At 57.4% G+C, this 22,334-nt stretch carries 20 protein-coding genes; 15 read left to right on the plus strand and 5 right to left on the minus strand.

The window, feature by feature from the left end; all coding sequences use genetic code 11:
- Positions 1 to 128 precede the first annotated feature (128 nt).
- Positions 129 to 821 carry a glutathione S-transferase C-terminal domain-containing protein gene (locus DWU98_RS04320; RefSeq protein WP_115494275.1) on the minus strand — a complete coding sequence of 231 codons (693 nt, stop codon included), beginning with the start codon at positions 819 to 821 and terminating at the stop codon, positions 129 to 131.
- A 291-nt stretch (positions 822 to 1,112) separates the two neighbouring features.
- Here DWU98_RS04320 and DWU98_RS04325 point away from each other — a divergent pair, with 291 nt between their 5' ends.
- From DWU98_RS04325 to DWU98_RS04390, 14 genes are all read left to right on the plus strand, one after another.
- A complete protein-coding gene (locus tag DWU98_RS04325; RefSeq protein ID WP_115494276.1) occupies positions 1,113 to 1,748 on the plus strand; it encodes a sigma-70 family RNA polymerase sigma factor in 636 nt (211 codons plus the stop codon).
- Positions 1,745 to 2,407, plus strand: a complete 663-nt coding sequence (locus tag DWU98_RS04330) for a ChrR family anti-sigma-E factor (RefSeq protein ID WP_115494277.1) — start codon at positions 1,745 to 1,747, stop codon at positions 2,405 to 2,407. Before DWU98_RS04325 ends, DWU98_RS04330 begins: the two co-directional genes overlap by 4 nt.
- Positions 2,408 to 2,683: 276 nt before the next feature.
- Positions 2,684 to 3,202 carry a lipocalin family protein gene (locus tag DWU98_RS04335; RefSeq protein WP_115494278.1) on the plus strand — a complete coding sequence of 173 codons (519 nt, stop codon included), beginning with the start codon at positions 2,684 to 2,686 and terminating at the stop codon, positions 3,200 to 3,202.
- 195 nt (positions 3,203 to 3,397) lie between these two features.
- The gene (locus DWU98_RS04340; protein WP_158544959.1) at positions 3,398 to 6,913 is read left to right on the plus strand and encodes a chemotaxis protein CheB; all 3,516 of its coding nucleotides are present in this window, start codon (positions 3,398 to 3,400) and stop codon (positions 6,911 to 6,913) included.
- Positions 6,914 to 7,264: 351 nt separating this feature from the next.
- Entirely contained in the window at positions 7,265 to 8,173 is a 909-nt protein-coding gene (locus tag DWU98_RS04345; RefSeq protein WP_425480214.1) for an acyl-CoA desaturase, read from the plus strand.
- Positions 8,174 to 8,175: 2 nt separating this feature from the next.
- Positions 8,176 to 9,465, plus strand: coding sequence for an NAD(P)/FAD-dependent oxidoreductase (locus DWU98_RS04350; protein WP_115494281.1), 1,290 nt, complete (start codon positions 8,176 to 8,178; stop codon positions 9,463 to 9,465).
- Positions 9,462 to 10,256 (plus strand): DUF1365 domain-containing protein, encoded by a 795-nt coding sequence (locus DWU98_RS04355; RefSeq protein ID WP_230474681.1) that lies wholly within the window; start codon positions 9,462 to 9,464, stop codon positions 10,254 to 10,256. Before DWU98_RS04350 ends, DWU98_RS04355 begins: the two co-directional genes overlap by 4 nt.
- A complete protein-coding gene (locus DWU98_RS04360) occupies positions 10,256 to 11,512 on the plus strand; it encodes an SAM-dependent methyltransferase (protein WP_115494283.1) in 1,257 nt (418 codons plus the stop codon). Before DWU98_RS04355 ends, DWU98_RS04360 begins: the two co-directional genes overlap by 1 nt.
- A 20-nt stretch (positions 11,513 to 11,532) precedes the next feature.
- Positions 11,533 to 12,060: a DUF2878 domain-containing protein gene (locus DWU98_RS04365; RefSeq protein ID WP_230474682.1), complete on the plus strand. Its 528-nt coding sequence runs from the start codon at positions 11,533 to 11,535 to the stop codon at positions 12,058 to 12,060.
- Positions 12,057 to 12,851 carry a DUF1295 domain-containing protein gene (locus DWU98_RS04370; protein ID WP_115494285.1) on the plus strand — a complete coding sequence of 265 codons (795 nt, stop codon included), beginning with the start codon at positions 12,057 to 12,059 and terminating at the stop codon, positions 12,849 to 12,851. Before DWU98_RS04365 ends, DWU98_RS04370 begins: the two co-directional genes overlap by 4 nt.
- Positions 12,848 to 13,927 carry an SAM-dependent methyltransferase gene (locus tag DWU98_RS04375; protein WP_115494286.1) on the plus strand — a complete coding sequence of 360 codons (1,080 nt, stop codon included), beginning with the start codon at positions 12,848 to 12,850 and terminating at the stop codon, positions 13,925 to 13,927. Before DWU98_RS04370 ends, DWU98_RS04375 begins: the two co-directional genes overlap by 4 nt.
- Positions 13,928 to 13,956: 29 nt before the next feature.
- Positions 13,957 to 14,523 (plus strand): lipocalin family protein, encoded by a 567-nt coding sequence (locus tag DWU98_RS04380; RefSeq protein ID WP_115494287.1) that lies wholly within the window; start codon positions 13,957 to 13,959, stop codon positions 14,521 to 14,523.
- A gap of 115 nt (positions 14,524 to 14,638) precedes the next feature.
- On the plus strand, positions 14,639 to 15,307 hold the full coding sequence (locus DWU98_RS04385) for a glutathione S-transferase (protein WP_115494288.1): 669 nt from the start codon (positions 14,639 to 14,641) through the stop codon (positions 15,305 to 15,307).
- Between the two features lie 248 nt (positions 15,308 to 15,555).
- Complete coding sequence (locus tag DWU98_RS04390) at positions 15,556 to 15,924, plus strand: response regulator (protein ID WP_115494289.1); 369 nt, start codon at positions 15,556 to 15,558, stop codon at positions 15,922 to 15,924.
- A gap of 132 nt (positions 15,925 to 16,056) precedes the next feature.
- On the opposite strand, the gene DWU98_RS04395 is transcribed toward DWU98_RS04390, so the two are convergent.
- Positions 16,057 to 16,404, minus strand: coding sequence for a hypothetical protein (locus DWU98_RS04395; RefSeq protein ID WP_115494290.1), 348 nt, complete (start codon positions 16,402 to 16,404; stop codon positions 16,057 to 16,059).
- A gap of 1,227 nt (positions 16,405 to 17,631) precedes the next feature.
- Between DWU98_RS04395 and DWU98_RS04400 the strand changes: the two genes are divergently transcribed.
- Complete coding sequence (locus tag DWU98_RS04400; protein WP_115494291.1) at positions 17,632 to 18,078, plus strand: MAPEG family protein; 447 nt, start codon at positions 17,632 to 17,634, stop codon at positions 18,076 to 18,078.
- Positions 18,079 to 18,861: 783 nt separating this feature from the next.
- Here DWU98_RS04400 and DWU98_RS04405 read toward each other — a convergent pair.
- From DWU98_RS04405 to DWU98_RS04415, 3 genes are all read right to left on the minus strand, one after another.
- Entirely contained in the window at positions 18,862 to 19,116 is a 255-nt protein-coding gene (locus DWU98_RS04405; RefSeq protein ID WP_115494292.1) for a hypothetical protein, read from the minus strand.
- Between the two features lie 1,426 nt (positions 19,117 to 20,542).
- Positions 20,543 to 21,859, minus strand: coding sequence for a hypothetical protein (locus tag DWU98_RS04410; protein ID WP_115494293.1), 1,317 nt, complete (start codon positions 21,857 to 21,859; stop codon positions 20,543 to 20,545).
- A gap of 293 nt (positions 21,860 to 22,152) precedes the next feature.
- Positions 22,153 to 22,332, minus strand: coding sequence for a hypothetical protein (locus tag DWU98_RS04415; protein WP_115494294.1), 180 nt, complete (start codon positions 22,330 to 22,332; stop codon positions 22,153 to 22,155).
- Between the last annotated feature and the right edge of the window lie 2 nt (positions 22,333 to 22,334).

A 22,334-nucleotide genomic window follows, 5' to 3' on the forward strand; every position in this document is an offset into this window, starting at 1 on the left:
TGCGTAGCGCTTAGAGATAACCTGATCGTGGCAACAATGCTCCGTTGCGTAGATGAGGATTTCGCATACCTCTAGAACTTTGCAGCATATGAAGTTAGTGGGCGGTTTGAGGCGCCCTTAGCTCTCAATCATTCTTGGACCAAGGCGTGTATCGCTTGGCAATGATCAACCAGGTTTGATCGACTGAGTAGAAGCTCTTTGAGCGGTGTAAGAATGTCGTAAAAGTAGATGTTGGCAGTAAACCCGTAGATGGCCGCATCTATGGATTGCGGGTTCGGCCCAAACATGAAGACGCGTTCGCCGAGAAGATTGCTGATGGCCTTAAGATTGGCGGCACCTCGCTCGTATACCTTGTCGGGGTCATATCGGCCAATACCTTGGTAGTAATACCGCTGCTCGTTGTAGTCGTGCGCGGCATCCATGTCGCTTTCCGTGATATCCGCATGTGCGTTCAGGACTATGCGTCGAAACTGGGGCCAATAGCGACCGTCCTTCCAGCGGGAATAACTCATGGACCAATAAAGGTCATCAAGCGTCCTCCGGAGTAGGTGATCGAGGATTTCCTGCTCCTCGGACATCGTGTCATCAATCGATAGACTGTAACGAGTTTTCAGATAGGCAATGATCGCGTCGCTGTCACCTATTGATCGATCATTGTCGGTCAAATACGGGAGCTGTCCATAAGGAGCGTGTCCCGTGTCTAAAATATGCTTTTGCAAGAACTGCATACGACATAAGCGCATGAAAGCGTAAACCTTCAGCCCGAACGGATTGTTGTCAGCAACGCCGCACAGATCGGGGTATGAATAAAGGGTGAGCATGGATAGGTCCCAGATACACAACAGAGTCAATGACGCCGATTGAATGCATCAGACGTATGCGTCTTTAAAGAATGGATGTCCTAACGTCAATTAGTCTGGCCGTTTTTGGTGGCGGCCTCAACCGGTCGCCAACCGTAGGTTGAGCATCGTCGGTACCCTCGGCAAAGGTGCATCCAATAGGCATCGTCCCGCGTATAACTTACGACAAGGCGCCCGGGTTCGGCTGCTAGGTGCGTTAAAACGCCGATAGAAGCCAAGTCAGCGCAACAGCGTTTAGCCCTGAGCAAGGCTATGATGACTACCCATCGGACTGCTATGAAGGTTACGCCCCTCGAGGCCAAACGTCGCGTGTCCACCACTGCAAACCAATCTGTTTTCGACGCGCGCTACTGGTCCAATCAGATGATTGCGGTGGCGCAGCGCCGCGACATCAACGGCTTCATGCACATTTACGACTATTTCGCGCCGCGTCTTCAGCGGTATCTGGTCGGCCTCGGCGTGAATGAAGCCTTAGGGCAGGAACTGGTTCAGGAAGCTATGCTGCGGCTATGGCGCCGCGCCGATTTGTTTGATCCGACCCGTGCCAGTCTTTCCACGTGGCTGTTTCGCATCGCGCGAAATCTGTATCTCGACCATGTCCGCAGCGAACCAACCTGGCTACCCATCCAGGAAGGTGTGGCGTGGATGGATGAGCAGGAAGTCTGCATGTCGGAGTCGATGACGGAGTCATACACCGATCAAGCCAAGCTTAAGCAAGCCATCAGTGAGTTGTCGCCGGTGCAAGCGAGATTAGTCCGCATGTCGTACTTTGAAGCCAAAAGCCATAGCGAAATCGCGCAAGCGTTGGGCATGCCGCTGGGGTCGGTCAAATCCCACTTGAGGAGAGCGTTCTGCAAGTTGCAGAGCAGCATGAGGGCGATGCCATGACACCCCGACATCATCTCGACGAAGCGACCATCGTCGGCTATGCGGCAGGTGCGCTGCCGACTGCGCTCGCGGTCGTCGCCGCGGCGCATCTAAGCATTTGCCGGAAATGTCGTGAAAGTCTGCGCGATGCCGAAGCTATCGGTGGTCTATTGCTGGCGCAGCAACAGGCGCCTGCCGTGCCATCCACTACGGCCCGCGAGGCAATCCTTGCCCAACTTTCCACCGCGCAGCAGGATCCATCACGCAAGGACTACGAGCCTGTGCGTGCCAACGATCCAGACGCGCTGCCTGCTCCCTTGCACCGCTATTTCGGCCCAACGTTCAGCGCGTTGCGTTGGCGCATGGTTGCGCCCGGTGTCCACCGCATTCGGGCCACGCAAATCACGAATGGTAATCTGATGCTGCTGCGCATCGGTCCTGGCAAAAGCGTGCCGATGCATAGTCATCAAGGCAATGAGCTTACGATGGTCCTGCGCGGCTCTTACGTGGATGCATTGGGACATTTCAGCCCAGGTGATGTGGCGGATCTCGATTGCGACATCACGCACCAACCCATCACCTCGCCTGGTCTAGCATGCATCTGCGTGGCTGCCACTGACGCGCCGCTGCGTTTCGACAGCTGGGCGGCGCGAATGGTGCAGCCGCTAATTAAGCTATAGCAGTTTCATCGGTTAACTGAATGGCATCCATGGGGCTGACATTGTGCCGGAACGCAGGCGTTTCATGCGAGCCGTGAAACCCGACTGGCGCGTCGCGGCGCTTCCGGTCCGCAGGTCTCCTTCTGCAACGAGCCAAGCACGCGGGTACCACTCTTGGTCGGCGGATGGCTCCGGTGCTCGCCCCGGGCTGCCACTTAGGACGCAGGCATTGCCACTTCCTACACGCGCTAGCGCTTAAGTAACGATTGATGCCGTTCGCTGCATATACACGTGGGGATGCTACGCATGACACCGTTCCACGTCCACGCCCCCAAGGGGATTACCAACCAGCCTGTGCAGGAGTTGGATATTGTCCGCTACCAAGGGCTTTGGCACGAGATTGCCCATCTGCCCATGTTCTACCAGCGACATTGTTTCAGTGACATCACGGCCAGCTATAGCGTACGAGAGGATGGATGCGCCGTTGTGCGCAATGCATGCCTCACCCGTGAGGGGCATCCGATCTGCTCAGAAGGCGTCGCCAAGCCCGTCCCGGGGCGCCCCGGGGCGCTGAAGGTCCGTTTCGCGCCGGATTGGCTGGCGTGGCTACCCTGGATTTGGGCGGACTATTGGGTCATCGACCTGGATCCAGCCTATCAGTGGGCGGTGGTCGGCGGACCCACGCGCAAGTATTTATGGGTGCTCTCACGCTCGCCGATGATGCGTCGTGACCATTTCGAGCGATTGCGCCAGCGGGCCGGTCAACGCGGGTACCCAGTCCAAGGATTGGTGGTTGTGGGGTGTCTGGTTCCTTGAGCGGCTCAGCCTCTCACCATCCTGGTCCTTTTTGTGCGTTGCGAGAGGCCTTCGCAACTCAGACCGTCCGCGCTAGGACCTATGAACTATGCGTTCGATCCTGGATTCGAGCTCGATACCGCAATGGGTTAGATTGCGCTATGCCCCCGAAAGTCGAGCCCGGCAGGTCAACGTAAAATGCCAACGAGAAAGCACATGGAGCGCAAGCACGGCGCGGCATCGCGTGATGCAGGCCTCGCACCCCTTACCCCGTGCCTGGTCGTGGGTATCGGTGCTTCCGTCGGCGGGTTGGAGGCATTCCAGACGTTCTTCACACATATGCCGGTCGATAGCGGCATGGCATTTGTTCTGATTCAGCATCTGGCTCCGGAACATACGAGCATCCTGTCAGACATTCTCGGAAAGAGCACTGGCATGACGGTGGCGCAAGCCCATGATGGCGACGACGTCATTCCGAACCGTGTTTTTGTGATCCCGCCCAATGCGGTCTTGACCATTGTGGGCGGCCGCTTGCACGTCGCTACACCCGCACCAACACGGCCGAACCGTCATCCCATCGACACGTTTATGTTTTCACTGGCGGAAGATCGGGGGGAACATGCCGTATGCGTCATTCTCTCCGGCTCGGGAAGTGACGGTGTGCAAGGCTTGGTTGCTGTGAAGGAACATGGCGGCATCACCTTGGCCCAGGCCGAGTTCGACGAAACCGCGATGCTGGGAATGCCGCGCAATGCAGCCGACACTGGCTTGGTCGATCATGTGTTGCCGGTCGAAGCGATGCCGGAAAAGCTTATCGAGTATCAACGGTATCTGCGGGAGGTGAGAGATCAGCAACAAAGCGAGGGCGCGCGCCAAGCGACACGAAATCATTTGGATGAAGTGTGTGCGCTCCTCAATGAATCGGTCGGACACGATTTCAGCCAATACAAGGAAAGTGGACTGATCCGCCGACTTCAGCGGCGCATGCAGATCCGCAGTTTTGAAGGTATTCCCGAGTACATCGCTTACCTGCGAAAGGATCCGCGCGAGCTTGGGCTTCTCTTCCGTGACCTCCTTATCGGCGTGACCCGTTTCTTTCGTGATCCGGATGATTTCGCAGCCTTGGAAACCAAAGTCATGCCAGAGCTGATGAAAAGCACAGGAACGGAAGCGCAGATTCGCGTTTGGGTGCCCGGGTGCGCCACAGGTGAGGAAGCCTATTCGATTGCAATTTTGCTGCGCGAGGCTACCACCAAGGCTGCGGTGCATCCCAAGATCGTCATCTTTGCCACCGACATCAATGACACCGCGATTGCGATTGCCCGCACCGGCCGGTATCACAAGTCTCTGCTTGAGGGGGTGTCGTCGGAACGAACCCAACGATGGTTTATCGAGGATGGGGACTATTTCAGCGCCATTCCGGAAATCCGCGAAATGTGTGTATTCTCCCTGCACAGCGTCATCAAAGATCCGCCGTTTTCGCGGCTTCACCTCATTTCCTGCCGGAACTTGCTGATTTATCTCGACGCGTCAGCGCAAGACCGGCTAATTCCCCTGTTCCATTATGCACTTCAGCCAGGTGCCTACCTCTTTCTCGGTCCGTCCGAAAGCGTGACGCGCCAGGGTGATTTCTTTGCGGTACTCGACAAGAAGCATCGCCTTTTCAAACGTAACGACAACGTTGCGTCATCTTTGCCGCGATTTGCGCTTTCGGATACTCCTGTGGCCAAACACGGTGTCGAAACGCCCGCACCAAGCATGACGCGGTCCGATAGCACATTCGATAGGGGCGCGCGCCGGGTCATGGAAAAGTATTCGCCTGCCTATATGGTGGTGGACCAGCGCCATCAAATTCTCCGGTTTTCCGGTCAAATGGGGAAGTATCTCGAACCATCCGAGGGGTCAGCCAGCTTTCATTTATTTAAGCTCGTTCAAAGCGCCTTGCGACCTACCCTGCGGACCGCGCTTCGTGAGGCTGAAGGCAGTCAACGGCGCGTGATAAAGCGGAACGTTCCCATCGAAGTGGATAGCAAAAGCCAGGTCGTCAACGTGATTGTGGAGCCCATCCTGCAGGCATCCGGCGTAGCCAACCATTTTATCATTGCTTTTCAGGACCGCGCGTCAATCAGCGACACAGATGACCTCGAAACGAACACCCTGTCGGCTGGCGAATTGGATAGCGAGCTTCGTGCGACACGGGCTCGACTGCAGGCAGCTATTGACGAGGCCGAGCAAGCGAAGGAAGAGCTGAGGTCGGCCGAGGAACAATACCGATCTGCGCATGAGGAAATCCAATCTTCAAATGAAGAGCTCGAAGCGTCCAAGGAGGAGCTTCAGTCGCTCAATGAAGAACTTCAAACATTGAACAGCGAGGTGTCGCGCAAGAACGAAGTGCTTCTTGATGTGCATAGTGACCTCAAGAATTTTATCGACAGCAGTCAAATTCCGATGCTTTTCCTGAACGCAGAACTGCAGATACGCAACTTTACGCCCGCCGCAACGGAGATATTTCACCTGCGCGACATGGATCGCGGGCGGCCTATCACTGATATTGCAAATAGGATCGGGTATCACGCGCTCAAGGAAGACGTCAACGAATGTTTGCACACGTTTGCTGTGATCGAGCGTGAAGTGAATCTCCCCCAAAATGGGGCTTCCTTTCTTATGCGCATCAGGCCATATCGCTCGATTAAGGGAAGTGTCGATGGCGTCGTGATCGTTTTTATCGATATTTCTGAAAGAAAGCGCCATGAAGAGGCGAAGGCGCGGCTCGCCGCGATCGTTGATTCATCGCGCGACGCGATCATCAGCCAGACGCTGGACGGTGTCATTGTGAGCTGGAATGAGGGGGCCACGCATATGTTTGGCTATACCGAGGAGGAGGTTATCGGTCAGCCGAACTCAAGCGTTGCCCCCTGCCTCCAACCTGATGAAATACCGGGTCTCTTGCAGAAAATTGGGAAGGGGCAATCCATCAGCCATTATGAAACCGTACGCACCACCAAGGAAGGAAAGGCGATTGAAATTTCGCTTACCATTTCTCCGATTCGAAATGATAACGGCCAAATTATTGGTGTGTCAGAAGTGGCGCGAGATATTACCGAGCGCCAGGTTGCTGAAAGACATCGAGACTTACTGATGGGGGAGCTGGACCATCGGGTAAAGAATACGCTTGCGACGGTGCAGGTCATAGCGATGCAAACAGCTCAGCGTGCTTTGTCCATCGAAGATTTTCGCGACTCATTTGAGAAGAGGCTGATGTCGTTGGCGCAGACCCACACGCTGCTGACAGAAGGGCAATGGCGGGGTGCCTCCTTGCGGAAGATTGTCACCACCGAATTATTGCCTTATGGCATCGAAGGACAACGCTTTACCGTGTCCGGTCATGAGGTGTCATTAACGCCCAAGCAGGCGCTCGCCCTTGGCCTGAGCTTCCATGAGTTAACGACCAATGCTGCCAAATATGGTGCCCTATCGCGACCCAGCCGTGGTTGTGTCGATATTTCCTGGGAAGTCTTGGGTTCGAATGAGGGATCAGTACTCCAAATTAAGTGGATGGAGTCGGGCGGCCCCGCTGTCACAAAACCGCGCTCGCACGGCTTCGGTTCACGGTTGATCGAGCGAGGCCTGCAATATGAGTTGAATGCGGAGGTGCATCTTGATTTTCGAGATGAAGGCGTCTTCTGCCTGATGCGAATTCCGTTTAGCGCTACGGATCCCGCTCCCCGTTGACGGGAAGGTATTCATTCTCGCCATCGTCAAGATCATCTGCGATCGGGACGTGTCCTTGGTTTAGGCGCAGTGGCTATCCTTCACCCATGGTCGATCTGGGCGCGTCTCGTGAGGGCGCATTAAACGCGTTCCAGTCCTGGCGCGGCACTTACGCATCAGCCCGAAACCGATAAAACACGTCTGCGCCTCATTTCGGTTCGCGCATGCATCCAGTGGGGTTGCGTTTACGTATCTATGGATGACAGCCAATAGGTACCCGCCATGCCCACTCTCCAGTCCGTCGAAGCGTCGTCATCAAGGCACGAGAGCCTATCGACGGGCACCGCAGCGCGTTCTCGCCATGCATCTGTGTTGAAGGCCCTACGTCAATGGATCGATGCGCAGGCCGGTGCGGATACAGACCCCGACCGCGGTGACACGATCGACTGGTTGCGCGCGCTGCCCTTCGTGGCAATGCACGTGGCTTGTATCGCCGTGATCTGGGTCGGCGTAACGCCTATCGCGTTGATGGTCGCAGGAGCCCTCTACGCCATCCGCATGTTTGCGCTGACGGGCTTCTACCATCGTTACTTTTCGCACCGAACCTTTCGAACGTCACGCACGGTCCAATTCGTGTTCGCACTCATAGGAGCGACTTGCGTGCAACGCGGCCCCCTTTGGTGGGCGGCACATCACCGCCATCATCACCGCCACGCAGACACCCCGCTCGACCCCCATTCACCGGGTATCCGTGGTTTTCTGTGGAGCCATATAGGCTGGTTCCTGACGACCAGGGCATTTCGTACCGACACGTCCCGGGTACCGGATTTGGCGAAATACCCGGAGCTGCGCTGGCTGGATCGCTACGACACGCTTGTACCGATCGCACTTGCAAGCCTCTTATTCGGTCTGGGCACGCTACTGCATCACGCGGCTCCGCACTTGGGGACCGGCGGCGGCCAAATGCTCGTGTGGGGTTTCTTTGTCTCGACCGTGGTGCTGTTTCATGCGACCGTCACGATCAACTCGCTGGCCCACCGCTTCGGATCGCGTCGTTTCGAAACACGGGATGACAGCCGCAACAACCCGTGGTTGGCGCTGATCACCTTCGGCGAAGGGTGGCATAACAACCACCACTTCTACCCGGGGTCGGCGCGGCAAGGGTTTCGTTGGTGGGAAATCGACCTGACCTACTACGGCCTAAGGTCGATGGCGATGATGGGCCTGGTGCACGATTTGAAACCCGTGCCTGTGTGGGTGGCCTCACGGATGAGGAAGTAGTGATGCGCATCGCCGTGATCGGATCGGGCATTGCGGGGCTTGCCTCCGCGTGGCTGCTGTCCCGCAAACATGCGGTCACGTTGTTTGAGGCCAATGACTACCTCGGCGGCCATACGCACACCCACGATATCCAACTGCACGGCCAACGCTATGCCGTCGACACCGGCTTTATCGTCTTCAACCCCGCACATTACCCTTTACTGACCCGTCTGTTCGCCGAACTCGGCGTGGCCTCGCAGTCGACCACCATGAGCTTCTCGGTGCATAGCGAAGCCAGTGGCGTGGAATACAACGCAACGTCGCTCGACGCATTATTTTGCCAACGCCGAAACCTTTTCTCTCCGCGCTTCATTGGCATGGTGCGCGATCTTCTGCGTTTCTATCGTGAAGCGCCTTCGCTGCTGCAGGATGACGCGAGCGATCCTACGCTTGGCGATTGGCTTGACGAACGCCGTTACGGCGGCGCCTTCCGGACCGAGCACCTGGTACCGATGGCCTCGGCGCTGTGGTCGTCGCCGCCGCGGGATATCCTGGCGTTTCCGGCGCGCTATCTCGCCCATTTCATGGCGAACCACCACATGCTCCAAGTGAGCGGCCGGCCTGAATGGCGCGCGGTGAAAGGCGGGTCTCGCAGCTATGTTCATGCACTGCGCAAGGGCTGGCACGTGCAAGAGCGTCTGGGTTGTCCGGTGTTATCCGTGCATCGCCGACCGGACGGCGTGGCCGTCCGCACGGAGGAAGGCATCGACCAGTACGACCATGTCGTGATGGCCTGTCACAGCGATCAGGCGCTCCGCGCGCTGGTCAATCCCAGCCCAAGCGAACATCGCATTCTTGGCGCCATGACCTATCAAGCGAATGACGTGGTGCTGCACACGGATGCAACGTTGCTACCGCGCAACAAAAAAGCGTGGGCCGCGTGGAATGCCTTCGTGCCAAAAGATGCCCATGATGCCTGTACGGTGAGCTACTGCATGAATCTGCTGCAGGGCATCGAAGCACCGGAACCTCTCGTCGTAACGCTTAACCGCACGGACGCGATCGACCCGGCCAAAATCGTGCGGCGCATGCATTACGACCACCCGGTCTACACGCGTGCGTCAGTCGCCGCACGGCAGCGCAAGGCGGAAATCCAAGGCCAGCAACGCACCTGGTTCGCGGGGGCCTATTGGGGCTGGGGTTTCCACGAAGACGGCATGCGCAGCGCCGTGGACGTCGCTCGCGAGCTCGGCGTGCCCTGGACGGCCGGCGTGCAGCCGGCGGATGCCACAGCGATAGAGCAGATGGCATGAACATGGCCCTGCAGAACGCAGAACGTCCCACCATGAGCGCCGTCTACGAAGGTGTCGTACGGCATCGGCGCCTCGCCCCGCATCCGCATGCATTTCACTATCGGATCGCGCAGCTCTACCTGGACCTGGACGAGATCGATCGCCTATTCGCGGCACGTCGGCTCTGGTCGGTGAACCGCCGCAACGTCGCGGAGTTTCGTCGCAGTGATTACCTTGGCCCTCTCGATGCGCCTCTTTCTGAAGCGGTACGCCGCACGGTCGCCAGCGCTACGGGCGAATGGCCAGCCGGACCGATCCGCATGCTTACGCATTTGCGGTATTTCGGCCACATATTCAATCCGGTGACCTTCTATTACTGCTATGCCGCCGATGGCTCGACGTTGGTGGCGATCGTCGCCGAAATCACCAACACGCCATGGAAAGAGCGTCATGCGTATGTGCTGCTCGTCGATGCGGCGCATAGGCACGGCTGCGCCTTCGCCTGGGCGTTTTCCAAAACGTTTCACGTGTCGCCGTTCATGCCCATGGAGCGGGACTACGCCTGGCGCTTCACCGCACCTGGCGAAACCCTGCACGTTCACATGGACGTGCTGAACGAAGGCCAGCGCGAATTCGATGCGCACCTCAGCCTGACCCGGCGCCCGCTGGATGGCACCGCACTAGCCACGGTGCTGTGGCGCTACCCCTTGATGACGATGCAAGTCGTCGGCGCCATCCATTGGCATGCACTGCGGCTATGGCTCAAACATAACCCGGTGTATGCGCACCACCATCTTTCGCGAGGTTCATGATGAACGCCATCGTTGATAGTCCCCGTCCGTCCGCGGTGGGCGCCGCCACTCGACTTCTTCGGGCCGGCCTTCTCAAGCAGATGATGCGGTTGCGCCACGGCCGATTGACCTTGCGTGATGCCCTGGGTACAGAGGAATGTGGCATACCCGCCTCGCAGCATCCCGATCTGTCGGTCGACCTCCACATCAGGGACGTGGACTTCTACCGCAGGGTCGCCACGCATGGGAGTGTCGGCGCGGGCGAGGCCTATATGTACGGGTTGTGGGAATGCGACGAGTTGGTCGCTCTGGTGCGACTACTGGTGCGCAATCGCGACCTGCTCGATGCGATGGAAACGGGTCTGGCGCGCCTCGGCGGCTGGGCAATGCGCGTATGGCACACGCTACGGCGCAATACCCGCCATGGCAGCCGGCGCAATATCGCCGCCCATTACGATCTGGGCAACGCGTTCTTCCAACTCTTTCTCTCGCCGGACCTCATGTACTCATCGGCGCTCTGGGAGAGCGATGTCGATACCTTGGAATCGGCCTCAACCCGGAAACTCCACCGCATCTGCGAGCGCCTGCAGCTGACATCAAGTGACCGCGTGGTGGAAATCGGCACAGGCTGGGGTGGTTTCGCGCTCCACGCGGCGGCCCATTACGGTTGCCATGTCACCACAACCACGATCTCGCAAGAGCAGCATGCGCTAGCCACGCGACGCGTGGCCGAGGCCGGGTTGTCCGACAAGGTCACCGTGCTGCTGAAGGATTACCGCGATCTCGATGGACAGTACGACAAGCTCGTCTCGATCGAAATGGTCGAGGCCATCGGCGCGGAATTTCTCGATACGTATTTTGCACAGATATCGCGGCTCCTGAAACCGAACGGACTCGCTGTGCTGCAGGCCATTACAATCGAAGATCACCGCTACGCACACGCATTGAAGTCGGTCGATTTCATTAAGCGCTTTATTTTTCCGGGCAGCTTCATTCCATCGATTCAGGCGCTGCTGACCGCCAAGACGCGCAGCAGCGACCTGGCGCTGATCGAACTCAGCGATTTTGGTCTCTCTTACGCAAAGACCCTCAAGGCGTGGCGAGAGCGCTTTCTGCAGCAGCGCGAACGCGTGCGGCAGCAAGGCTTTGATGAGCGCTTCATTCGGATGTGGGAGTTTTACCTTGCCTATTGCGAAGGCGGATTTCGCGAGCGCTCGATCGGCGTCGCGCATCTGGTACTCGCTAAACCCGGTTATCGCGCTCCGCACAGCGCGTAGATGCAGGGAACGTTTCGCTGATGTTCTGGATCACGCTTATCGTTTATGAGGCCGTGTGGTTCTGCGCTGTAAGCGGTGCAGGCCATGGCCTTGCATGGCCTGGCCTCGCGGCCGCCTCCATCTTCGTCGCATGGCGCCTCTGGCTGTCGCGGCATCGCGCGGCCGAATGTCGTCTGCTCGTGGTATCGCTAGCACTCGGTGCGGTGCTGGAAACCTGCTGGGTGCGGGCGGGATGGATTGCGTACGCCGCGCCGTGGTCGGTGATGCCTGCGCCGGCATGGATCCTCGCGCTCTGGGCCTGTTTCGCACTCACGATCATGTCGCTGTTTGGCTATCTGCAATCGCGTCCGCCATTGGCCGCCCTGCTCGGGGCCATCGGTGGACCGCTTTCGTACGCTGCGGCTTCCCACGGTTGGCACGCGGTTCGTGTGGTGCCTCCTTCCTGGCATGCCTGGTGTGCACTCGCCGCGGGCTGGGCCCTGGTATTGCCGTTGCTTACGACGCTGGCTCGTCGCTGGACCCGTATGCCGGTGCGGAGTGCCCGATGAACCCATGGACCACGTTGCTGCTGCTCTGGCTGCTTGCCGCGGGAATGATGACGCTTGGTTGGCGCTGGCAGGTGAAACACATCAATGCGGGAATCGTCGATGTCCTGTGGGCATCGGGCTTGGCGGGCAGCGCCCTGTTGCTGGCATCGCTGGGCCATGGCACCCCGTTGCCGCGCCTCACGGTGGCGATCTTCGGTGGAACATGGGGACTGCGCTTGGCCATACATCTATGGCGGCGTGTCAAGGGCGAACGCGAAGATGGCCGATACCGTTATCTGCGGGAACACTGGCAGGGCAATCAGGCCAAGTTCTTCGCTTTCTTCCAGTTCCAAGCGGCGTTGATCGTGCTATTTGCGCTGCCCTTTCTAGCGGTGGCCGCCAATACATGCCTGAGTCGGCTCAGCCTGGTCGGCGGTCTTGCGGTCTGGGTTGTGTCGGTACTGGGCGAGGCGATCGCCGATCGTCAACTCGCTCGTTTTCGCGCCGATCCCACCCATCGCGGCGGTGTCTGCAGCATTGGTTTGTGGCGTTATTCGCGACACCCTAATTATTTCTTTGAATGGCTGCACTGGTTTGCGTATGTACTGCTGGCAATAGGTTCGCCGTTGGCATGGCTGGCATGGGCTGGGCCGATGGTGATGTTCGTGTTCCTGCGTTGGATCAGCGGGATACCGTTTACCGAGGCGCAGGCGCTACGTACACGCGGCGATGCTTATCGCCGCTACCAGCAAAGCACGCCCATGCTGTTTCCATGGTTCCCCAAATCCGCTCGCAAAGGATCCCGCGCATGAATACCTTGTCTGTCGACACGTCGTTGCACGTCGCCGATCGGCCGGCTTCCGGCCTGCTGGGGCTCGCCGAGCGCGGCCTCATCCCGGATGGTCTGCTGCGTTATGGCATTCGCCAGCACTGCGCACTGCGCCTTCGTGAGCAACGCATCGGTGGCACCAGTGCGCAGGCGAACCGTTTTCAACGCATGATCGAAGAGCTTCGGCATAGCCCCATCGCGATTCATACCGATGCGGCCAATGCACAGCATTACGAATTGCCCGCCGAGTTCTTCAAGCTATGTCTCGGGCCACACCTCAAATACTCAGGTTGTTACTATCCGACCGGGGACGAGTCCCTTGCGGAGGCCGAACAGGCCATGCTGACGCTCTACGGTGAGCGCGCCGACCTCGCCAACGGCCAATCGATTCTGGAACTCGGTTGCGGCTGGGGCTCACTGACCTTGTGGATGGCAGAACGTTATCCCGCCGCTCGCATCACCGCCGTGTCCAACTCGCAGCGGCAGCGAGCGCATATCGAGGCCGAATGCCTCAAGCGGGGCCTGTTCAATGTGCGAGTCATCACCCACGACGTCAACACACTACAGCTCGAAGCGGCGCAGTTCGATCGTTGCGTTTCGGTGGAAATGTTCGAGCACATGCGCAACTACGGACAGTTGATGGGACGAATCGCTTCGTGGCTGAAGCCCAAAGGTAAATTGTTTGTGCACATCTTTGCCCACCGCACGCTGATGTATCCGTTTGAAACAACTGGCAACGACAACTGGATGGGCCTGCATTTTTTCACCGGCGGATTGATGCCCTCCACCGACACCTTGCTATGGTTTCAGCAGGATTTGTCGCTGGAACACCGTTGGCTAGTCGATGGTACGCACTACCAGCGCACCGCCAATCACTGGTTGGAGCGCCAGGACGACCAACGAGGCCAAGTCATGAAGGTGCTCACGCACGCCTATGGCGCCAAGGCCCCGCTTTGGTTTCAGCGCTGGCGCATGTTCTGGATGGCTTGCGCCGAATTATTCGGCTACGCCAGCGGACAGGAGTGGCAGATCGCTCACTATCGGTTCGCCCGTCGATAAGCGACTCCTTCCCGCTTAGGAGAAACACCATGCGACTGTCCAACTCACTGTTTTTCGCCTGTGGATTTATAGTGGCGTCGACGGGCGCTGGCGCAAGGAGCCTGCCGCCGGTCCAGCCGGTCAACCATGTGGATCTCACCCGCTTCATGGGTACGTGGTATGTGATCGCGACGATCCCCACGCGCTTTGAAAAGAACGCCTATAACGCGGTGGAAACCTATACGTTGCAGCCCGACGGAAATGTCTACACGGCCTTCCGCTTCAATAACGGCGGCTTCGGTGCGCCGGAAAAGAAAATCCACTCGCTCGGTATCGTCAAGGCCAACACCGGTAATGCGATCTGGGGGGTGCAACTGTTTTGGCCACTGCGAGCGCAGTACATCGTGGCTTATCTGAGTCAGGACTACCGCGAGACCATTGTGGCGCGTGATGCCCGCGATTACACGTGGGTGATGGCCCGCACTCCGACCATCTCTCCGCATGACTACGCCGTGCTTATCGATAAAGTGAAAGCACTGGGGTATGACATATCGAAAATTCGAAAAGTACCGCAGCGTTGGTCGAGCGACATTGTCGGCAAGGCAGGAGGCAACTAGAACAGTTCACCGCACGATCGCTATAGACGCGTTCCCTTAGCGATTACGCGCACGTGTTGATAGATACTTCCACGTCACGGATCAACGTCATGCTTCGTTATACGGGTTATCTTTTATGCTTACCGTTCATCATTTGAACAACTCCCGCTCGCAGCGCGTACTCTGGCTGCTTGAAGAGCTCGCCGTACCTTACGAGGTCTGTTATTACCAACGTGACCCCAAAACCATGCTTGCGCCGCCCGAGCTGCGCACGATTCATCCGTTAGGCAAGTCGCCGATCGTCGTGGACGAGGGAAGGACGCTTGCCGAATCAAGCGCCATCATTGAGTACCTCATTGAGCGCTACGGTGATGGTCGCCTCGCGCCGGCCCCAAATACTCCTGAGCGCTTGCGTTACACCTACTGGCTGCACTACGCGGAAGGTTCGGCGATGCCGCTGCTGCTTTTGAAGCTCGTTGCCGCACGCATCGCAACAGCGCCTACGCCTTTCTTCACCCAGTTGATTGCACGTAAGATCTCAGAGAAATTGCAATCGAGCTTCGTCGACCCGCAGCTTCAACTGCATCTGTCCTATATCGATAACTCCCTTGCCGCCACCGGATGGTTCGTCGGCGATACGTTCAGCGCGGCCGACATTCAGATGAGCTTTCCCCTCGAGGCGGCATTGGCACGCGGTAGGGGTGAAAAATTTCCTCACGTCGCCGCGTTCATCACGCGCATCCAAAAGCGCCCGGCGTATCAGCGCGCGCTGGAACGTGGCGGCCTCTATGATCTCTCGCGTTAATGGGTAATGGAAATCAGAGCTACATCGTGTCCATGATCGAGCGCTGAGCCGTGACATGAACATTCGACTCCTGCAAACCCGGGCAAGCTTTTCGCGAGGCACGGGGTTGACCGCTTCGAATATCCGCAATCTGGTGAGCCACTTTGTATCTCCCCTTGTCTGACTACGTCGGTGGGCTTCTTGTCATACCGGGTATGCCATGAGACCTACCTGAGGTTCAAAGGCCGGCACGGCCGGAGTCAATACCTATGTGGAGAGTGCTTCTCGTTGAAGATGACCCCGATGTCGCCGCAAGCACCAAGGCGACTCTTGAACACCTGGGTTACTTCGTCATCCTGGCAAGCGATGGCCATCAAGGATTTGAGCTCATCGCCAGCGAGCAACCGGACATAGTGGTCACAGATGAGATGATGCCGGTGATGTCGGGTTTCGAAATGGTTGAACGCGCGCGGGAAGCCCATTACAAAGGCTTCGTCGTCGTATGCAGTGCTATCTCCGAATCAGGCGTTCGTAACCGCCAAGCTCGCTACGACGCTTTTCTTCAGAAACCCTATCGCGTGCAAGACATCGCGTCGATACTGAACATGTTGCGAGCGATATCTGATGGTGCTAAGTAGATATTCAACTGTCGACCGATACCTTGAGAAATGGAACTTCCAGGATAGTTCGTAACCACGCTCCATGGCCTTACGGTTATGGTAGCGACCCATCTCGGAGTCCAATATCGATCGGCTTTCCAAAATTAAAAGTCAAGGGGTCGGAACGATGCAAGTGACCAAGTACGTTCCTGCCCTAGTACGTTCGTAAAGGCAGCTCCCGTTTTTCGCCGCCATCTTGTTGACGATGCGCGCCCATACCGTATCGCGCGCGGAGTACGTACAGAGCATCTCTATGCCTTTCTCACCGTAAGGTAGAAAATCCAGTTCTGGCATCTCGTCTGACGTGATCTCGAATAAATGCGTGCCACCTTGTTTGAGGATGACTTCAAGGTTGGCCGCCTTGGAACGATGATAGACAGTCATATGCGGTTTGATGGAAAGATCAGTGGTAAGCTCGTTGTCTGCATATGCGACAGGTCCGCAAAGGAATGTCGTCATTGGTGCCTATTATGAATGCGTTTGTGGTCGAAGACGACCCCATGCTGTCCTCAACGCTGATGGACGTATTGGTTGCGTTCGGGATTACGGTTATCGGTCCCGCTAGGGACATACCGAGTGCGTTCGCTTGGCCGGATAGCCATAAGATCGTTACCGGTCGCAATAGGTAGCGCAATGAAATTGCGCTCTGCCATTTGCTCATATGTTTGGAGAAAAGGTAGATAGAGTTGAACGATCCATTCTCCATTCCCCTTTTTGCCAGCATATGGGTGGAGAATTTCACCGTCCGGCCGACGCCGGTCAAAGCGCAATACGCCAGAGTGAGGATAACGTTGATCACGTAAGGACGATATCATTCGATTCACTACATCAACGGAGTATCGTGGATGACTGGTTCCCTTGAATTCACGCATCGATGCTGCCGTGGCTTCAGTGTTGGTTAGATGACAGCTCTCGATCTCATACTGAATTCAGCCGATCTCAATGACCTGCGCCTGGGTGATTGGAGCGAAGCATCTTCGGGCGCCCGAAGACGTAGAAATAGAGGCGTTTGACAACGAGACGCCCAGATCGCGAAGCATGATTCCTTATCTGTTCAACGCGCAGATTCTTGACTGTCTATCTGTCCGCGACGCCAGAATATTTTGCGGGCAAACGCCGGGTACTTTTTAACACCGGCTTATCGGGCGATGGCGTATTACGTTCACCGGAGTCGCCGGGCTCGGTCGCTGACCTGATGCCCGGATTTGTACTGCTGCCTCGCCTGCCTGGAGGGCCGGGGATTCGCCCCTCATGTCATGATCGTGCCGGCGGCTCCGCGCGAAGAGCACAATCTGGTCTTCCCCAGTTGTCCCCACGCCACTTCTCACAACTCGTTCTCGCAGCAGTATCGTGTTTGGTTGGATTTTATTACGGTCTGTATATGGACTCCTCCCCTTGCCAAGCATCCTCTTGCTGTGGCATCCGCGTCGACTGGACACGTATAGCCGTTTGCATAGGGTGGCGTTACCGTGCGATGCCAGCGTGCCAGTGAAGGAGCTGTGTCGCCGGCATACCTGGAAAACCGATCATGTCTCGTCGGAACGTATGCGAGCGCACGATGGTCGGGTCATGATGTATCTCCATTTCGCGAGTGGACAGGTGACGTGGAATGGCTGATGAAAAAGGCCTGGTACGTTACCGTGCAAGGTACGCACTATATGTTGGACGAACAGTATCGGCGAACGCATGCTCTTTGCATTGAAATGTTTTTGCCTTGTGGTTCTGTTCTGTCTCGTGTTGGGGGTGGAGGCCGTGGCCCACGAGCGGCTGGGCTCGCCCGCACTCGACCCGCTTGCGGGATTCGAGACAAGGCGACTGCGAGTCAATCAGCGCTACCTTCAGAATATGCTTGAACAGGTCGTCATTTTTGGTGCGGCCCTGTTCGGATTGGCACTCTACTCGCCAGATGGAGCTGCAATGCGCGCCGTCCTGGCGACCGCGGTCGTATGGGTGCTGGCGCGTTTCGCGTTCTGGATGGGTTACCACCGGAGCGCCGCGATGCGCGGCTTGGGTCCGCCGGGAATGGCACTCAGCGTGATCGTTCTAGTCTATGTCGCAGGCCGGATCGGCTTCGACGTTGGCGGTATCGTGGGGGCCGCGATCCCATCTTGGCATTCGTGGTTATCGAGATAGTCTTGTTTCGGACAACACGTCGATTGCGAACGACCGATTCTGCCTGATCGTACCGTGGCGCCCTATGACGACTTCGTGGTGACTTTCGGTCCGAGCCCAGACTCCTATCGTCCCAGCGGATCATTGACCGTGCACTGCTTGGTAATCCCCTTGGGGGCGTGGACGTGGAACGGCGTCATGCGTAGCATCCCCGCGTGTGTGTGCGTCGAACGCCGAAGCGAACAGCAACAATCGTTGCTTAAGCGCTTCGCTGACACAGGCATATCGGCAGGCTACGTCAGTGCAGTTAAGACTCGGATCGATGAAAAACGTCGTCGATGATCGGTTGGTTTGCGTTGACCTGTTCCCAATGTTTTAGGGCGGTACACTGAAGGTTTGGCCATCGAACACTATGTCGTCACGCCGCTCACGGAACCACGCGCACATTTCAAAAGCATATGGGTAAAAGTATGTGCGTTCATTCACTCGTTTGCGAGATTCCACTATGGCAACTTCTCTTGGATGTCGACAAGGAACGACTGAAGGCGGCGCCGGGTTTGACAAGGACCATTGGCCGAACTTTGCCGACAGTTCGTTCACCACCCACTTGCGAGCGTATTTCCAGCACTAATCCAGAAGATATGCGCCTTCAAAACCTGATTAAACGGTAAATCTATAGGGGCCGCCTCTCTACCTAAGTGCGGGTCGTCTGCGGCCCCGTATGGAGCCGAAGATCGCTGGAACAAAGTGCTTTGCACCAGGGGGAAAGCCATCCTGCTTTCCCCGGCCAAATGCGCGCTTCGTTTACTTGCCCTGTTTGTCCGACGAGGATTTCTCACCGTGCTCGTCACTAAATCGTTTGCCCGCTTCACGTGCGTGTTCTTCAGCGTGGTGGCCGTGACCAGTCGCCAAATGCGCATGGTGAGCGCCCTTCGATGCATCGTTGTTCTTCAAATGTTTTGCCGCTTCCTCATGATGCTTGGCGGCATGCTTGTGATGTTCGGCGGCTTTTGAATGGTGCTCGTGATGGGTGCCACCGCTTTTATCTTGACTGGTCATGATGCGTTACCTCGACGTAGTGCGTGAAAAGGAGGCTGCACGACGGGGTACGCCACAGTGCAGGTCTTCGATCCTACGCGGCGTCGGTATTTGTGCAGTGAACGCTTCATGTGCTCGCTGTCGTTGTCAAGCATGCGCCAAGACGGCCCATCAGGTTCAGCGAGAGAGTGGACGATATTTCACCCAAGGCGGCATGGCACCGCCTCGTGCGTAATCGCGTCGGCCGGGTCATGCTGCAGAAAACACCCAAAACACGATCCGTAAGTCAGTGGGAGCTTTCTTAGAGCGGGGTTCCGGTTGCCTCATTGTGCGCATGCTGTCGATTCGTGTTGCGTGTTGTGCGACGACTTTCACCTGCGCTGGTCGTGATCGTCCAAGCGCGCAGTGCGCTTGGCGGAGTGGCCTGCACACCCTCGCGTTCCTGAATTGGCGAACTCGAGCCGCACGGTCTTCTTGCATGCGAATGCGTAATGCTTCGATAGGGGCGATGCAGTCGTTCGCCGCACAGTCGCACGCCCCAGCGTCATCACGTTCGCCGCCTTACCCGCGCATCGCCGCGATACCTCATCACTATTTACTCACAAAGGTGTACGGATAAGCGTTGAGATTCCCAGGAAGGTCAGCGTTCATGGCGCATGCTTTGCTTACCATGAAGGTGGCACGCCACGTTTGTACCGTCTAGAAAACACGAAAGGACTAACCGTGAGCGATGGCCGGTCGAGAGCCGTATCCATACAAGCGATCATTTTCTTCGGTAGTGTGACTGCCGTGCTGCTCTTTTTGTGTTAGCGCATGATCTGGCATCGAATCTCCGCAGTCTATGGCGCGATAGCAGCGAGTGCACCGATGATGCAGCGATCAACGTGTCGCAAATGGCCCAAGGTCCCCTCAGATCCAGCGCCAACGCCATGATAGTTATCGCCGAGGCGTCGCGCCGTTTTCGTCCCGCGATGCCACTGAACGATGCGGCCTTAAAAGGTCTCATCACTACCGTTCTCAAGCAGCAGCCCCAGATAGGGCGCGTCGCCTTGGTGGATACAGCGAAGCCCGATAGCCCATGGGCGTCTTTTCACCCCATCAGCACTTCATTTCACTTGATCAGCCATCCGTTTCTTCCTGAACAACCGCGCCGATGCCTGATAGCAGAGCATCTGATCGAGCGTCACCAACACAAAAGAAGTCAACGTAGACTCACTTCACATCCAGGTGATGGGGTTGCCATCTGAGTTATGCACTATGAGTACTACGTCGACGTCAATGTCAGTCTGGAGCTAAGCGCCTCTTCTTAGTCTTCAGGAATTCATCTCATCCATGAAGAGCTTCCTAAGCTCCCCTCTGCGATAGACATTCAGGCTAGGCGCCGAAAGCTGAGATTGGGCATGGGTCGCTTTGTGAGTAATCTTTACGCATATTCCGCTGGACCCCATCACTGCGCGTGCCAGTCGTATGCCGTGCCGTTGGTCACGAAGCGGGCGCTGCCATCGGAAAGGTTGACGACGTTGACCTGATCCTTGAGAACCACGGTCGCGGACGAGGTTGTGGTTTCGCTGTGGCAGTTGGCCAGGAGCCGCGTGCCATCCGGCGACACACGCACCGGTAGCCACCACAAAAATGTGGTCGGGTCCACGGTGACGCATGGCGAGGTGACCTTGCGCAGACCCGATCCGTCAGTCTTCACGGCGTAGATCTCTTCGTCCTGAGGGGAGGATGGCAGGGTGGCTGCAGTCACAAAGGCGTGGCTGCCATCCGGCGAGATCAGCGCCTGGTTGTTGGGCAAGAGCGTGACCACGTTGCTGGGATCTGCAAGCGCGACCGTCTGGCCCGTCAGCATGTTCTTGGCACACCACACGCCACTATAGTCCCCGTTGATCGCCGTATTGCAGGGGCCAGGCTCGTTCGGATTCTTGAACATGGCATAGATCACCTCATGGCCGTCGTACGAGATATCACCGACGCCCCCTCCTGCATAAGGCTCTTGGACGTTCGCCTGGATCAAGGTCGCGGCACCGGTGGCAGTATTGATCAGGTAGATATCCGCTTCCGGTTGCGGAGTGACGTTGTGATCCGCATGCACCGCATAGACCAGCAGACGGCTTCCATCGCCCGACCAGCGGATCGCCTCGACTGCACAGTAATTCCAGCGGTCAGCGCACCAGAGCGTGTGGTTGTTGGAGCCGTTCGAATTCATCAGGCTTACGCACGCGGGATGTTTACCAAACTGGTCGTCCGGAACATTGGTGTAGGCAATCTGGTCGTTACCGGCCGGTCCCCAGCTGACGGAACCGTAGCCCGGACCTGCGCTCGGCGGTTGCAGGTCATCGGCACCATAAAACATCGGCGTCGTGCGCACACCGTAGGCGTTCATGAGGACGTATTTGCCGTACAAGGCCATAGCGTTGTAGTTGGGTAGCGCGGACTGCGCCGGAAGGAGCACGCTGTATGTCCCGGCCGGATTGAAGGCATTCGTCACCCAAAGGTCCATGTAGTTCCCGATGCCGGGCATGTCGAATTCACCCGTGGTGTACGGCGTGAGCTGTCGCTCCTGCAGGCCATCGTCATCGATGCTGAAGATCGCCGAACTAACAGGGCTACTGACTCCGTCGACCATACCATTCATGGTACGCCCGAAAAGAACCGTGCCGGAAGATGCTTGCGCGGCAGCGGCCAACGGTCTGGCCGCGAACGCGGCAGCGAACAAGCAGACAAGCGCCACCAGGGTGCGGTTACGCGAGAGAATTTGCATGACACTCTCCTTCGGCCATGGCGGCCGCCATGTCACTGACGTGGATTACCGACGCACCATCCCCCTCGACACTTAACGCTGCGTCGGACGATGCACTCTAGGCTCGCAACCGCATGTGATCTGTGAACTCTTGGCCACCGTGAACAGCCGCGCTTGGCGGGTGTCCATCTCTCCTTTTGAGCGTTGGCCTGGACGACTTTTTGCTGGAGGGATTGGGCCTGAGCTGTGAGGTCGTTGACCTTAGCTTGGTAGGTTTCGGATGTCGCCATGACAAAGTGTTCCTGTCCGCTGGGTTACATCAAAGTGAGGCTGTCGCCTTCCTCAGTGCCGCTCATGTTATTCGCGGTGGCAAAAGGTTCGGTGACTTGCGCGGCCGGAGTAATCGAGCGCCCGTCGGGGGTGCCGTGGATATTTAAGATGAAGCGTTCAAGCGGTCCGTCAAGCTTCACTGCGACATGGTTCGGCGTACCCATTA

This window comes from Dyella monticola (assembly GCF_003363155.1).
GTDB classification, from domain to species: Bacteria; Pseudomonadota; Gammaproteobacteria; order Xanthomonadales; family Rhodanobacteraceae; genus Dyella_B; species Dyella_B monticola.

Bases quoted from the DNA above. Each gene is read 5' to 3' on its own strand.
- DWU98_RS04395 (WP_115494290.1), bottom strand. From the start codon at position 16,404: ATGACGACATTCCTTTGCGGACCTGTCGCATATGCAGACAACGAGCTT.
- DWU98_RS04355 (WP_230474681.1), top strand. From the start codon at position 9,462: ATGAACATGGCCCTGCAGAACGCAGAACGTCCCACCATGAGCGCCGTC.
- DWU98_RS04385 (WP_115494288.1), top strand. From the start codon at position 14,639: ATGCTTACCGTTCATCATTTGAACAACTCCCGCTCGCAGCGCGTACTC.
- DWU98_RS04400 (WP_115494291.1), top strand. From the start codon at position 17,632: ATGCTCTTTGCATTGAAATGTTTTTGCCTTGTGGTTCTGTTCTGTCTC.
- DWU98_RS04340 (WP_158544959.1), top strand. From the start codon at position 3,398: ATGGAGCGCAAGCACGGCGCGGCATCGCGTGATGCAGGCCTCGCACCC.
- DWU98_RS04320 (WP_115494275.1), bottom strand. From the start codon at position 821: ATGCTCACCCTTTATTCATACCCCGATCTGTGCGGCGTTGCTGACAAC.
- DWU98_RS04375 (WP_115494286.1), top strand. From the start codon at position 12,848: ATGAATACCTTGTCTGTCGACACGTCGTTGCACGTCGCCGATCGGCCG.
- DWU98_RS04335 (WP_115494278.1), top strand. From the start codon at position 2,684: ATGCTACGCATGACACCGTTCCACGTCCACGCCCCCAAGGGGATTACC.
- DWU98_RS04380 (WP_115494287.1), top strand. From the start codon at position 13,957: ATGCGACTGTCCAACTCACTGTTTTTCGCCTGTGGATTTATAGTGGCG.
- DWU98_RS04390 (WP_115494289.1), top strand. From the start codon at position 15,556: ATGTGGAGAGTGCTTCTCGTTGAAGATGACCCCGATGTCGCCGCAAGC.
- DWU98_RS04370 (WP_115494285.1), top strand. From the start codon at position 12,057: ATGAACCCATGGACCACGTTGCTGCTGCTCTGGCTGCTTGCCGCGGGA.
- DWU98_RS04405 (WP_115494292.1), bottom strand. From the start codon at position 19,116: ATGACCAGTCAAGATAAAAGCGGTGGCACCCATCACGAGCACCATTCA.
- DWU98_RS04410 (WP_115494293.1), bottom strand. From the start codon at position 21,859: ATGCAAATTCTCTCGCGTAACCGCACCCTGGTGGCGCTTGTCTGCTTG.
- DWU98_RS04360 (WP_115494283.1), top strand. From the start codon at position 10,256: ATGAACGCCATCGTTGATAGTCCCCGTCCGTCCGCGGTGGGCGCCGCC.
- DWU98_RS04365 (WP_230474682.1), top strand. From the start codon at position 11,533: ATGTTCTGGATCACGCTTATCGTTTATGAGGCCGTGTGGTTCTGCGCT.
- DWU98_RS04415 (WP_115494294.1), bottom strand. From the start codon at position 22,332: ATGGGTACGCCGAACCATGTCGCAGTGAAGCTTGACGGACCGCTTGAA.
- DWU98_RS04330 (WP_115494277.1), top strand. From the start codon at position 1,745: ATGACACCCCGACATCATCTCGACGAAGCGACCATCGTCGGCTATGCG.
- DWU98_RS04325 (WP_115494276.1), top strand. From the start codon at position 1,113: ATGATGACTACCCATCGGACTGCTATGAAGGTTACGCCCCTCGAGGCC.
- DWU98_RS04350 (WP_115494281.1), top strand. From the start codon at position 8,176: ATGCGCATCGCCGTGATCGGATCGGGCATTGCGGGGCTTGCCTCCGCG.